Below are 12,587 nucleotides of genomic sequence, written 5' to 3' on the forward strand. Positions count from 1 at the left end.
CGACGGCGAGAGTAACGAATGAGTTCATCCGCATTGATCGATGCGACCCTGTTGGCGAACGGGTCGATCGATTTCAACGTCTCGGGTGTGGTCGACCAATTCTGGCGACTGACCGTGGACGGTTTGGCCTACGGCTCGATTTACGCACTGGTCGCCGTGGGATACACCCTGGTTTACGGTGTGCTCCGGCTGATCAATTTCGCCCATTCGGAAATATTCATGGTGGGAATGTTCGGCCAATACGTGGGCCTCATGGTGCTCGGATTCGGGCCCAGCGGAAATGTGTATTCCCAAGGTATCGCCCTCACCGTCGTGTACCTGATCGTGGCGATGCTGTTCGGTATGGCGGTCGCGGGCGGCGCGGCCGTCGGATTGGAGCGGGTGGCCTATCGGCCGCTGCGCAAACGCGGCGCGAAACCGCTCATCTTCCTGATCACCGCGATCGGCATGTCCTTCGTGCTCCAGGAATTCGTGCACTACGTGCTGCCGAAGGTCTGGCCCGGCCTGGGCGGCACCAATGCCCAGCAGCCGATCATGCTGGTGCGTCAGAGCGAGCAGTTCCAGATCTTCGGGGCCTCGGTCACCAATGTGACGCTGGTGATCATCCTCTCGGCGCTGGTGCTGGCGCTGGTCACCGAAATGCTCATCAACAGAACGAAATTCGGCCGCGGTATCCGCGCGGTCGCCCAGGATCCCGATACCGCGACGCTCATGGGCGTCTCGCGGGAGCGGGTCATCATGCTGACCTTCCTCATCGGCGGTGTGCTCGCCGGTGCCGCCGCGCTGCTGTACACCCTCAAGGTGCCCAACGGCATCATCTACTCCGGCGGATTCATTCTGGGCATCAAGGCCTTCAGCGCCGCCGTGCTCGGCGGTATCGGCAATCTGCGCGGCGCGCTGCTGGGCGGTCTGCTGCTGGGTCTGGCGGAGATGTACGGCCAGATTCTCTTCGGCACCGAATGGCGAGACGTGGTCGCCTTCGTACTGCTGGTCGCGGTGCTCATGTTCCGGCCGACCGGCATTCTGGGCGAGAGCTTGGGGAGGGCCCGGGTATGACCGAGACGACGAAGACCCCGGCCGCCCCGACGCCACCGCAGCGTCCCATGCGCGGTGTCGGTGACGCGTTGCGTTCGTGGTGGGGCGGATTGTCGCGTCCCGCGCAGTGGGGGATCGGCGTGCCCGCCATCCTGGTGCTGGCGTTGCTGCCGCTGTTCCCGCCGCCGCTGTTGAACACCCCGGGCACCAGTTTCGGCGGTGTGATGGCGCAGTTCGCCATGTACGCGCTCATCGCCATCGGCCTGAATGTCGTTGTGGGACAGGCGGGTCTGCTCGACCTCGGCTATGTCGGCTTCTATGCCGTCGGGGCCTATACGGTCGGTCTGCTCACCAGTCCGAACAGTCCGTGGAACCAGACCGACGGCGGCTGGCTCAACACCAAGTGGGCGTGGCTGGCGTGTGTGCCGTTGGCGATCATGCTGACGGCGGTCTCGGGTCTGATCCTCGGCACGCCGACGCTGCGGTTGCGCGGCGACTACCTCGCCATCGTCACCCTCGGTTTCGGCGAGATCGTGCGGCTGCTGGCCGACAATCTCGGCGATCTGACCAATGGCAGCCTCGGGCTCTCCGGTATCGCGTATCCGCGGCTGGGGGAGTCGGAGGAGACCGCCGGTGGCTACTTCTCCTCGGGCAACCTCGGTGACTCGGAGAGCGGAAACCTGTTGGACCGGGCCAACTCCGGCACCTGGTGGTTCTGGCTCGGCATGGTGCTGGTGATCATCGTCCTGCTGATCGTCGGCAATCTGGAGCGCAGCCGGGTCGGTCGCGCGTGGGTGGCCATTCGCGAGGACGAGGACGCCGCCGAGGTCATGGGCGTGCCCGCCTTCAAGTTCAAGCTGTGGGCGTTCACCATCGGCGCGGCGATCGGCGGGCTGTCCGGCGCGCTGTACGCGGGCCAGGTGCAGTTCATCAATCCGACGGGCTTCAACATCATCAACTCGATGCTGTTCCTGTGCGCGGTGGTGATCGGCGGTCAGGGCAACAAGCTCGGCGTGCTGGTGGGCGCGTTCCTCATCGTGTACCTGCCCAACCGATTCATGTCGGTGGAGTTGGGTGGACAGTCGCTGGGCGACTACAAGTATCTGTTCTTCGGTCTCGCGTTGGTGGTGGTGATGATCTTCAAGCCGCAGGGTCTGTTCCCGGTGCGACAGCGGCTCCTCGCCTACGGGCGGCAGGTGTACCGGGCGGTGCGCAAACCCACCGAACCGGGCTCGGCGGCCGGAGCGGCGCAGTGACCGGGCCGGGCGCGGGTGGCGCGCTGTTCGACAACGAGGATATGGCGGCGGGGTACACCGAGGCTCCGGAGGTGGAGAGCGCCGGGACCGTGGATGTCACCGAGGTGATGCCGGAACTGGCGGACGCCGCCGCCGTGGCGGAGGCGGTCGCCACCGACCGCGAGATCGAAACCGCCGTCGGCGCACCGCTGTTGCGCACCGACGAGCTGACGGTGCGGTTCGGTGGTCTCACCGCGTTGGACAAGGTGAGCTTCGAGATTCGGCGCGGGGAGATCCTCGGACTCATCGGTCCGAATGGCGCGGGCAAGACGACCTGCTTCAACGCCATCACCGGGGTGTATCGGCCCAGTGGCGGCACGGTGTTCTTCGACGGGCATCCGCTCACCAAGACCAAACGCAACCAGATCACGCGGCTCGGTATCGCGCGCACCTTCCAGAACATTCGATTGTTCGGGGAGATGACCGCTTTGGAGAATGTGATCGTGGGAACCGATGCGCGGCACCGCACTTCGGTGCCCGGGGCGGTGTTCCGGACGCGGCGGCATCGGGCGGAGGAGCGTGCCGCCATCGAAAAGGGTATGGCGCTGCTGGAATTCGTGGGTATCGCGCCGCGGGCGGTCGAGAAGGCGCGCAATCTCTCCTACGGTGATCAGCGTCGCCTGGAGATCGCGCGCGCTCTGGCGACCGAGCCGAAGCTGCTGTGCCTGGACGAACCGGCCGCCGGATTCAATCCCAGCGAGAAGTCGGCGCTGATGGATCTGATCCGTAAGATCCGCGACGACGGGTTCACGGTGCTGCTCATCGAGCACGATATGCGCCTGGTCATGGGCGTCACCGACCGGATCGTGGTGTTGGAGTTCGGGCGCAAGATCGCCGATGGGCTGCCCGCGGAGATTCGGGAGAATCCGGCGGTGATCAACGCGTATCTCGGTGTGCCGGATACGGATTCGGAGTCCGCCGAGGGCACGCAAGAGTCGGCACCGGCTGCTTCGGGCGAGGTCGATCCCGCACCTGTCCCCGAAGGTGGGGCCAAGGCGGAGCCGGTCGCCCTCACCAAGGGCGAAGCGGAGCCACAGCGCCGCGCCGCCGACGCGACTCCGCTGTTGCAGGTCGAGGACATGGTCGTCAACTACGGCAGAATCCAAGCCCTGCACGGTGTTTCGCTCGACGTGGGTTCGGGCGAGCTGGTGACGCTGCTGGGTGCGAACGGTGCGGGCAAGACCACCACCATGCGCGCCCTGTCGGGTCTGCTCCCGCTGACCAAGGGGCGAATCCTGTTCGACGGCCAGGACATCACTCGGATGAAGGCTCACGAACGCGTCCTCGCCGGGCTGATCCAAGCCCCCGAGGGCCGCGGTGTCTTCCCCGGTATGACCGTTCAGGAAAACCTCGACATGGGTTGCTACGCAAGGCCCTTCAAGCAGAAGCAGGAGTACGACAGAACCCTCGACTGGGTCTTCGAGCTGTTCCCCCGCCTGGCGGAACGCCGCCGTCAAGTAGGCGGCACCCTTTCCGGCGGTGAACAGCAGATGCTCGCCATAGCCCGAGCCCTCATGGCCCGCCCGAAGCTGCTGCTTCTCGACGAGCCGTCAATGGGGTTGGCTCCCATGGTGATCCAGCAGATCTTCCGCATCATCACTGAGATCAACACCCAGGGCACCACGGTCCTGCTGGTGGAACAAAACGCCCAGCAGGCCCTAACCCGCAGCGACCGCGCCTACATTCTCGAAACGGGCGAGGTCACCAAAACCGGCCACGGCTCCGCCCTCCTCGAGGACTCCGCCGTCAAAGCCGCCTATCTGGGCGTCGGCTGATTCAGTACGCAGGAAGGGCCGGTCACTCCCGAGTGACCGGCCCTTCGTCTTGCAGGGGCGACAGGACTTGAACCTGCAACCTGCGGTTTTGGAGACCGCTGCTCTGCCAATTGAGCTACGCCCCTTCGCTGCGCGAACACAGTACCAAGCGACGGCGTCCAAGGCGAAATCGTTTCGCGGCCCCCCGAGTGACCGTGTCCGACCGCGGTGTGTCAGTCCGAGTCGCCGGTAGCCGTTTGTGAGCCGGTGCTGACATTGGCGGTATTCGACTGTCCGCCAATGTTTCCCACGGCCACGTTCGAATGGTTGAAGATCGTGGAGTTGTTGATCTGGGACACCATCTCCTCGAAGCCTCGCGCCACGAGTCCCCGTTCCTCCAGGAACTGGCGTACCGCGCTCAACATCCGCCGCTCCATGATCTTCAGATAGCGGTCGCGGTCCGACTCCTGAAAGAGGTTGTTGAGCCGCGTGCCCGCGGCGAACTCTCGGATGCTCGTGGCGGAGCCGAAGGTGGCGGCGGCCTGTGTGGGCGTGCTCCACGAGACGGGTGCCGCGGCGGACCTTTCCCGCATTCCGCGCAGCACGTCGAGGAGGCGGGACGGCATGGTGGTCGGCAACAGCGCGAGCCGGGCGAGCGCCCTGCCCATGGAGCGCAGTTCCAGCATGGTCGGGGGATCGTCGACGCGCCGAAAATCGGCGGCCACGGGCGGCAGCACGAACGCATGCCACTCCAGCACCAGCATTTGTTCCTCGCGCCCCACATGCAGATACCCGGCGACCGCCAATTGCCGTGCCCACCCCTCGATTCGGTAGCACTGATAGAAGCGGGCCGATTCGGGTGAGTTGTCGGCCAGGCGATTCCAATCCTGTTCCGGCAGCCACGGGTGAATGCCGTTCAGCAGCTGCGACATGACGACCTCGAACTCGGCGGCGTCGGGAAGCTCCGCCGCCGCCAGCATCACCCACCGGCTGATCTCGAGTTCGGTGAATCGGTAGCCCGGTGCCAGATCCGTGCCGTCGCGCAGTTTCGCCATCTCCTTGGCCACGTGCTGCTGAAGGTCCGACGGTCGGAACGCGGCGCTGGGCGCGTCACCACGCGACGTGCTCGGTGCGCTCTGCTCCGCCGGATGCAGCTCGAAGGCCGCCGACCAAGCCCGCACCCGAGTCCCCGCCCCGACGAACGGGTTACCGCCGCGATAGACGACGACCTCGTCGGATCCCTGCCCCATTCGGCGCAGATCATCGTCGGCGATACGCCGCAACCGGTCCGCGTACGGCGCGCACGCCTTCACCACCGCCTCACGCACCGGGGCGTCCGGGCGATAGTCGGCCAAGCCGTACCAGGCCGTAGCGGTGCTCCACGGCAGATACTCGCCGACGATCAGAATCGCGTACATGACGGGCACGAGCAGCAGACCGCCCACGACCCACAGCGCGACAGGTATCGAGGCGGCGATCACGCCCACGACGAGTGCCACCGGCGCGAGCAGCACCAGCCACACCAACGACGAGATAGACCACATCGCGGCCGTGACCAGCCACAACTGCCCCGGCTCGTCGAATCCGACCCCGAACCGCCGCAACGCCTGCGACCGGGCCACCCCCAGCGCGACAGCCGAACAGACACGCCAACTGAACGCCGACACGAACCATGCGAACACAACCGGCAGCGCCACCACGGTCAACAGCAAAAACAAAACCACCAGAACCGCGTTCACACCCCGCCGCCGGGCCCGCGCCGCAACCGCCTCCCGCAGAACGACCTCGGCACGAATCCCCGGAGACGGCGGAATAGCCCGAACCGGCGCCCCGAGGAACTCCTCGACAAGATCATCCGCCAACCGGTCGTCAAGATGCACCGCCGCCGCGAGAAACCGAGTGGCATGATCAGCCCGCACGGTAGTAGGAAACGCCACAAGACCCCCCTGGCCCATGAAATTAATTGGCGCACAGAAAATTACCAAGATCCGAACGAAATCGCAGCGCCGCCGAGAACACCGAGCCGTCTTGGCCGCGCCTCGGCCCGGTGGAGCATGGTTCGACGATACGGTTGTGCCCGGTGCGTGGGATTGTCGGTGCACGTCCCTAGACTCTGGGGCGTGACTCCTGCCTCTATCGATCAGCGTCCGAGTGCTGTGTCCGCCACCGAATCGGGGGAGCGGCCTACGCTGCTGTTGCTCGATGGGCATTCGATCGCGTATCGCGCGTTCTATGCCCTACCCGCGGAGAACTTCAAGACGCAGAGTGGGCAGACCACGAATGCGGTGTACGGGTTCACGGCGATGTTGATCAACCTGTTGCGGGATGAGAAGCCTACGCATGTGGCGGCGGCGTTCGATGTGAATCGGAAGACGTTTCGGACCGAGGCGTATCCGGAGTACAAGGCGAATCGGATCACCACGCCCGACGAGTTCCGGGGGCAGGTGGAGATCACCCGGGAGGTGTTGGGGGCGCTGGGGATTCCGACCATGGCGCTCGAGGGGTACGAGGCGGACGACATCATCGCCACGCTGACCACGCAGGCGGTGCCGCAGGGGTACCGGGTGCTGATCGTGTCGGGGGACCGGGATTCGTTGCAGCTGGTCAGCGACGATGTGACGGTGCTGTACCCGAAGAAGGGGGTCAGCGAGCTGACGCGGTTCACCCCGGCGGCGGTGGAGGAGAAGTACGGGCTCACACCGCAGCAGTATCCGGACTTCGCGGCGCTGCGCGGCGACCCGAGCGACAATCTGCCGGGCATTCCGGGCGTGGGGGAGAAGACCGCGGCCAAGTGGGTGCGCGAGTACGGGGATCTGGCCTCGCTGGTGGACAAGGTCGACACCGTCAAGGGCAAGGTCGGAGATGCCTTGCGCGCCAACCTCTCCAGCGTGGTGCTGAACCGGCAGCTCACCGAGATGATGCGCGACGTGCCGCTGCCCTACACCCCGGACCAGCTGGCCATGCAGCCGTGGGACCGCGAGAAGATCCACACCCTCTTCGACGACCTCGAATTCCGGGTGCTGCGCGACCGGCTCTTCGACACCCTCTCGCCCGTGGAGCCCGAAGCCGAGTCCGGCTTCGAGATCAGCGGCGGCGCACTGACTCCCGGAGCCGTCGCCGACTGGCTGGCCGATCACGCCAAAGCCGGTCAGCGCCATGGCGTTTCGGTGGTCGGCGTGGGCAGCCCGGTGCACGGCGACACCAAGGCCATCGCCATCGCGGCCGCCGACGGCGAGGGCGGCTACCTCGACGTGCACGCGCTGACCCCGGAAGACGAAGCCGCACTGGGTGCTTGGCTCGCCGACCCGGACACGTTCAAGGCCCTGCACGAGGCCAAATCCGCCATGCACGCGCTGCACGGTCGCGGCTGGACCCTCGGCGGCCTCACCAGCGACACCGCGCTCGCCGCCTACCTGGTGCGGCCCGGCCAGCGCACCTTCACCCTCGACGACCTGTCGCTGCGCTACCTCAAGCGCGAACTGCGCGTCGAGGACTCCGGCGAGACCCAGCTGTCGCTGCTCGACGACGAGGATCAGGTCGACGAGGAGATCGCCAAGACCGAGATCATGCGCGCCCAAGTGGTTTCCGACCTCGCGACCGTCTTCGACGACGAACTCGAGCGCATCGAATCCACCGCGCTGCTCGGCGATATGGAGCTGCCGCTGCTGACCGTGCTGGCCGATCTGGAGCAGGCCGGTATCGCGGTCGACTCGGAGAAGCTCGAGGAATTGCAGCGCAAATTCGCCGACCGCGTCGCCGAGGCCGCCAATGCCGCCTACGGCGTGATCGGCAAGCAGATCAACCTCGGCTCGCCGAAACAGTTGCAGGTGGTGCTGTTCGACGAACTCGACATGCCCAAGACCAAGCGCACCAAGACCGGCTACACCACCGATGCCGACGCGCTGGAGGGGCTCTACGAGAAGACCCAGCACCCGTTCCTGCAACACCTGCTCGAACACCGCGACGCCACCCGCCTCAAGGTGACCGTGGACGGCCTGCTCAAGTCGGTCGCCGACGACGGCCGCATCCACACCACCTTCAACCAGACCGTCGCGGCCACCGGACGCCTGTCGTCCACCGAGCCGAACCTGCAGAACATCCCGATCCGCACCGACACCGGCCGCCGCATTCGCGACACCTTCGTGGTGGGCCCCGGTTTCGAGTCGCTCATGACCGCCGACTACAGCCAGATCGAAATGCGGATCATGGCGCACCTGTCCAAGGACGAGGGACTCATCGAGGCCTTCAACTCGGGCGAGGACCTGCACACCTTCGTCGCCTCCAAGGCCTTCGACATTCCGCTCTCGGCGGTGGATCCGGAGATGCGCCGCCGTATCAAGGCCATGTCCTACGGCCTCGCGTACGGCCTGTCGGCCTACGGTCTGTCGCAGCAGCTGAAGATCAGCGCCGAAGAGGCGAAAGTGCAGATGGAGGTGTACTTCTCCCGCTTCGGCGCGATTCGCGACTACCTGCGCGACGCCGTGGTCCAGGCCACCAAGGTCGGCTACACCGAAACCCTCTTCGGCCGCCGCCGCTACCTGCCGGACCTGGACTCCAGCAACCGCCAGCGCCGCGAGGCCGCCGAACGCATGGCCCTCAACGCGCCCATCCAGGGCACGGCCGCCGACATCATAAAGGTCGCCATGATCGACACCCAGCGGGCCATCCGCGCGGCGGGCCTGAAGTCGCGCATGCTCCTGCAGATCCACGACGAACTCGTCTTCGAGGTCGCCCCCGGCGAGCGCGAAGCCCTGGAAACCCTTGCCCGCGAACACATGTCCAACGCCATCGAACTCTCCGTCCCCCTCGAGGTCTCGGTAGGCGTAGGCCGCAGCTGGGACGCCGCCGCGCACTGACATCCGCGAGGAGGAACTGGTGGCGGCATCGCGCGAGAGCGTCCCGCCACCAGTTCCCCCTGACCGCGCGGTACGTCAGGGGTGACGGTGCCTCACGGGTTTCCCCGGCGGATCAGTGGGGCACGAGGCTGCCGATGGTGGTGCAGGCGCGCGCGGTCGCGCGGCAGGTTCGCGCGCACTCTGTTTCCTGGAGTTCCTCGCACTGCCCCGCAATGTCGGCGCAGGCGTCGGCGGCGAGTTCGCACGACCACTGCGCCCACGGTGATTCGCGGTCCAGCAAATCCGCGGTCACCCGCGTCAGCTCGGCCAGATCGGTGAGCGCGGCGATGTGCCGGTGATCGGCGTGTGCGCCGCCGAGGTCGAGCGAGGTTCGAATCTGGCGCTCGCACACGCGGTGGCAGTCGAGCAGGTGGTCGATCGTGCTCTGGATTGTCGGATCGGTCATCGCGTCCCTCCAAGAGCGTTCGCTGTGGATTTGCCCATTGTCCGTCGCGGGGGTTCGAGGGGTGCGGAGGCGTGCCGGATGACCCGTGTCGAAAGTTACTCGTGGGTCGGTGCTTTATATGGTTGCTATCCCCGAGATGTCCCCTTAAGCTCGGTGCCGTGCCGAATCCCGCCTACAGCCGCAGCGCTGCGCGCCACGTCGCCGACCGCGACCGCGCCGCGCTTCTTCCGCTCACCGCGATGGTGGCTGTCGCGCGAATTCTCGTAGTAGCCCGCCGTAGCGGGGTCTGATTCGGACCGGCCCCCTCGCTGCGGCCACTCACGAAATCGCTTTGCGCTGGTCCCCTCTGCCATTCCACGGAAGATTCGGGAAGACCTCGTCCAACATGACCATCACATTGGATACACACACGTTCATCGCCGCCGCCCCCGCGAGCCTGCGGGCCGAGAGCAGTGGCCTCAGCCCCGCCGAGTTCCATGATCGGTACTGCGAATACGCGGGCCCGATCAAGCTCAGCGAATGGACGCCCATCGGCCAGCACGGCCCGGGCGGCCGCTACACCGCGACCCTCGAGATCGCCGACCACCTGCGCACCGTCGTCACGTCGGGCAACCCGGTGGCCACGCTGACCTCGGCCCTCTACGACGAGGGCTACCCGGTCGAAATCCTCGCGTTCCACCAGCGCCGCACCGAGAACGGCTTCGCCACCTTCGTGCAGTGCGAATTCAACGGCCGCCGAGGCTGGGGCGCCGCCCTCGCCGAAGACGGCGCGGAATCCGCCATCCGCGCCATGATCGCGGGCATCAACCACCTGGGTTCGCGCTTCTAGAACTCTCGACCTCGCGAAAACGCAAGCGCCGCACCTCTTTTAGGAGGGGCGGCGCTTGCGTGGGTGGTTGTCAGGACTGCTGCTGCTCGGCGAGCTGCTTGCGGACCTCGTCCATGTCGAGTTCCTTGACCTGGCCGATCAGGTCTTCCAGGGCGGCGGGCGGGAGAGCGCCGGGCTGGGCGAAGACGAGGACGCCCTCGCGGAAGGCCATGATGGTCGGGATCGAGCGGATCTGCGCGGCGGCGGCGAGGCCCTGCTCGGCCTCCGTGTCGACCTTGCCGAACACCACGTCGGGATGCTGCTCAGAGGACTTTTCGTAGGTCGGCGCGAAGCTGCGGCACGGTCCGCACCACTCCGCCCAGAAATCGACGAGTACCACGTCGTTTCCGGTCACGACCTCATCGAAGTTCTGCTCGGTAAGGGTCTGGGTGGCCATGGCATCCTCTCGTTGCGGTTTCGCCCGGTCCAACACCGGGCACTGCGGTTGTGTTCCCTACCCGACCGGCCACTCCAGCCGCCGATCGCCGTCCCACCGCCGAATACCCACAACCGTAGCCGGAAAATCCCCGTCGTAACCCACCGCCTCCAAGGCCGCCGCCAACTGCGGCGGGCTCACCCGCCGGGCCAGTGTGACGTGCGGCGTCCAGGCGTCGGGATGGGTATTCGCCGCGATACCCGGGCAGTCCGACACCACGCCGAACAGGCGGCGCTGGAGGTCGAGGAGGGCGGCGGTCGGCACCACGGCGCGCACCAGAACCGGCCGTCGCGCCCCGAAGACCAGCAGCCCGCCCAACCGCACCGGCAGCGGCTGAAAGTCCTCGTGCCCCAAGGCTTTATCCATGCGCGGCCAGATCTCCCGAGCCACCGCGACCGTGATGTGCGGCCGATGATTCTGCGCGGGCGAGTGCAATCCCGCCTCGGCCAGCACCCGCCACTGCCGCCGCACCGCCGCCTCGGCCGCGTCGTCGAGAACCAGTTCCACCGACTGCACCACATCTGGAACATACGCCGGTACACCCCCGCCCTCACCGTCTCTCCGCCGCGCCGCGACCCTGGTGCGCGGTGTTGATCACGCCTCGCCCGGGTTCCACTGCCGCCGTTCGCTCCCTCGATATTTGCCCCGCCCGCCCACTTGATCTCGAATCGACCCCCGCGCGTGTGCCGCCGTCTGCCCCGAAAGTCGGTTGCGCGAGGATTACTCGCATGATCGAGAGCACGAAACCCTTGCGGCTGGGTCTGATCGAGGGTGATGGGATCGGCCCCGAGATCGTGCGCGCCACCCGCGATGTGATCGACGAGGCGCTTCAGGTTGTCGGGATCGCGCCGGTGGAGTGGGTGCCGTTGCTCATCGGGCACGCCGCCATCGGGGAGTGCGGGGACCCGGTTCCGGAGCAGACGCTCAAAGGGCTCGAGGGGCTCGATGCCTGGATCATGGGGCCGCACGACAATGCGAGTTATCCGCGCGCATACCGCAATGGGCTGCCGCCCGGTGGCGCGGTGCGCAAGCGGCTCGGGCTCTACGCCAACATTCGCCCGGCCCGCACCCTCGAGGGCGTGCGCGCCACCGCCGAATCCATGGATCTGATCATCGTGCGGGAGAACAGCGAAGGGCTCTACGCCGACCGCAATATGTTCGCCGGATCCGGCGAGTTCCAGCCGACCCCGGATACCGCCCTGTCGGTCGGCCTGTTCACCCGCGTGGCGTCCGAGCGCATCGCGCGACTGGCCTTCGAGATCGCCGGGCGACGCCGCAAGCGGGTCACCATCGTGCACAAGGCCAATGTGCTGCCCTTGACCATGGGCCTGTTCCGCGATGTCTGCTACGAGGTCGCCGCGGAGTATCCCGATATCGAGACCACCGATGAGCACGTGGACGCCATGGCCGCCCATCTGGTCCGCACCCCGCAGGCCTACGACGTCGTCGTCACCGAGAACCTCTTCGGCGACATCCTCTCCGACCTCGCCGGTGAACTGAGCGGCTCGCTCGGCATGGCGTCCTCGCTGAACTGCTCGGACACCCAGGCGATGGCCCAGGCCGTGCACGGCGCGGCCCCGACGCTGGCCGGACACAATCGCGCGAATCCGGTCGCGCTCATCGCTTCCGCGGTCATGATGCTGCGCTGGCTGGCCGACCGCGATTCGTACTCCGCCCTGCGCCGCGCGGCCGAACGCATCGAATACGCGGTAGCCGAGACGTTGCGGGCCGGTGTCGCCACTTCCGATTTGGGTGGGTTAGCATCTACCACCGAATTCACCGAGCAGGTGCGGGCCCGTCTGCACCGCTGGTGAGCGATGTCCGGCGCGTAACGGGCACGCGCCAGCGTGTCGCGGATTAATCTTCCGTTACCGACCCGCGCGGAATGTCCGACTCGC

The 12,587-nt window shown here is 66.6% G+C and carries 10 protein-coding genes, 1 tRNA gene and 1 pseudogene; 7 read left to right on the forward strand and 5 right to left on the reverse strand.

The genetic code is table 11. The features are described from left to right. Positions 1-18: 18 nt before the first annotated feature. The 4 genes and pseudogenes from ACIBH2_RS22780 (at position 19) to ACIBH2_RS22795 (ending at position 4,105) form a co-directional block, all read left to right on the forward strand. Entirely contained in the window at positions 19-1,056 is a 1,038-nt protein-coding gene (locus tag ACIBH2_RS22780; RefSeq protein ID WP_397120444.1) for a branched-chain amino acid ABC transporter permease, read from the forward strand. Further along, positions 1,053-2,291: a branched-chain amino acid ABC transporter permease gene (locus tag ACIBH2_RS22785; protein ID WP_397120446.1), complete on the forward strand. Its 1,239-nt coding sequence runs from the start codon at positions 1,053-1,055 to the stop codon at positions 2,289-2,291. The genes ACIBH2_RS22780 and ACIBH2_RS22785 overlap by 4 nt, the downstream gene beginning before the upstream one ends. Before the next feature lie 41 nt (positions 2,292-2,332). Next, positions 2,333-3,238, forward strand: a pseudogene (locus ACIBH2_RS22790) (ABC transporter ATP-binding protein); the annotation flags it as partial. Positions 3,239-3,409: 171 nt separating this feature from the next. Beyond that, positions 3,410-4,105 (forward strand): ABC transporter ATP-binding protein, encoded by a 696-nt coding sequence (locus ACIBH2_RS22795; RefSeq protein ID WP_397120987.1) that lies wholly within the window; start codon positions 3,410-3,412, stop codon positions 4,103-4,105. Between the two features lie 52 nt (positions 4,106-4,157). Here ACIBH2_RS22795 and ACIBH2_RS22800 read toward each other — a convergent pair. Next, a tRNA-Trp gene (locus ACIBH2_RS22800) sits at positions 4,158-4,230 on the reverse strand. An 87-nt stretch (positions 4,231-4,317) separates the two neighbouring features. Continuing rightward, positions 4,318-5,808 (reverse strand): hypothetical protein, encoded by a 1,491-nt coding sequence (locus ACIBH2_RS22805; protein ID WP_397120448.1) that lies wholly within the window; start codon positions 5,806-5,808, stop codon positions 4,318-4,320. A 366-nt stretch (positions 5,809-6,174) separates the two neighbouring features. Between ACIBH2_RS22805 and polA the strand changes: the two genes are divergently transcribed. Continuing rightward, positions 6,175-8,940 (forward strand): DNA polymerase I, encoded by a 2,766-nt coding sequence (polA, locus tag ACIBH2_RS22810; protein WP_397120989.1) that lies wholly within the window; start codon positions 6,175-6,177, stop codon positions 8,938-8,940. Positions 8,941-9,052: 112 nt separating this feature from the next. Here polA and ACIBH2_RS22815 read toward each other — a convergent pair whose 3' ends face one another. Further along, the gene (locus ACIBH2_RS22815; RefSeq protein WP_397120450.1) at positions 9,053-9,385 is read right to left on the reverse strand and encodes a hypothetical protein; all 333 of its coding nucleotides are present in this window, start codon (positions 9,383-9,385) and stop codon (positions 9,053-9,055) included. 397 nt (positions 9,386-9,782) lie between these two features. Between ACIBH2_RS22815 and ACIBH2_RS22820 the strand changes: the two genes are divergently transcribed. Continuing rightward, complete coding sequence (locus ACIBH2_RS22820; RefSeq protein ID WP_397120452.1) at positions 9,783-10,214, forward strand: 2-keto-3-deoxygluconate kinase; 432 nt, start codon at positions 9,783-9,785, stop codon at positions 10,212-10,214. 70 nt (positions 10,215-10,284) lie between these two features. Here ACIBH2_RS22820 and trxA read toward each other — a convergent pair whose 3' ends face one another. Next, on the reverse strand, positions 10,285-10,650 hold the full coding sequence (gene trxA / locus ACIBH2_RS22825; protein ID WP_397120454.1) for a thioredoxin: 366 nt from the start codon (positions 10,648-10,650) through the stop codon (positions 10,285-10,287). Between the two features lie 57 nt (positions 10,651-10,707). Then, entirely contained in the window at positions 10,708-11,208 is a 501-nt protein-coding gene (locus tag ACIBH2_RS22830) for a 2'-5' RNA ligase family protein (RefSeq protein ID WP_397120456.1), read from the reverse strand. A gap of 209 nt (positions 11,209-11,417) precedes the next feature. On the opposite strand from ACIBH2_RS22830, the gene ACIBH2_RS22835 reads away from it, so the two are divergent. Beyond that, on the forward strand, positions 11,418-12,503 hold the full coding sequence (locus tag ACIBH2_RS22835; RefSeq protein ID WP_397120458.1) for an isocitrate/isopropylmalate dehydrogenase family protein: 1,086 nt from the start codon (positions 11,418-11,420) through the stop codon (positions 12,501-12,503). Positions 12,504-12,587: the final 84 nt, after the last annotated feature.

Origin of the sequence: Nocardia sp. NPDC050406 (assembly GCF_044459025.1) — a bacterium.
In the GTDB taxonomy this organism is placed as follows: Bacteria; Actinomycetota; Actinomycetes; order Mycobacteriales; family Mycobacteriaceae; genus Nocardia.

Excerpts from the sequence above, each read along its gene's own strand:
- ACIBH2_RS22780 (WP_397120444.1), top strand. The coding sequence starts at position 19 with ATGAGTTCATCCGCATTGATCGATGCGACCCTGTTGGCGAACGGGTCG.
- ACIBH2_RS22785 (WP_397120446.1), top strand. The coding sequence starts at position 1,053 with ATGACCGAGACGACGAAGACCCCGGCCGCCCCGACGCCACCGCAGCGT.
- ACIBH2_RS22795 (WP_397120987.1), top strand. The coding sequence starts at position 3,410 with ATGGTCGTCAACTACGGCAGAATCCAAGCCCTGCACGGTGTTTCGCTC.
- ACIBH2_RS22815 (WP_397120450.1), bottom strand. The coding sequence starts at position 9,385 with ATGACCGATCCGACAATCCAGAGCACGATCGACCACCTGCTCGACTGC.
- trxA (WP_397120454.1), bottom strand. The coding sequence starts at position 10,650 with ATGGCCACCCAGACCCTTACCGAGCAGAACTTCGATGAGGTCGTGACC.
- ACIBH2_RS22835 (WP_397120458.1), top strand. The coding sequence starts at position 11,418 with ATGATCGAGAGCACGAAACCCTTGCGGCTGGGTCTGATCGAGGGTGAT.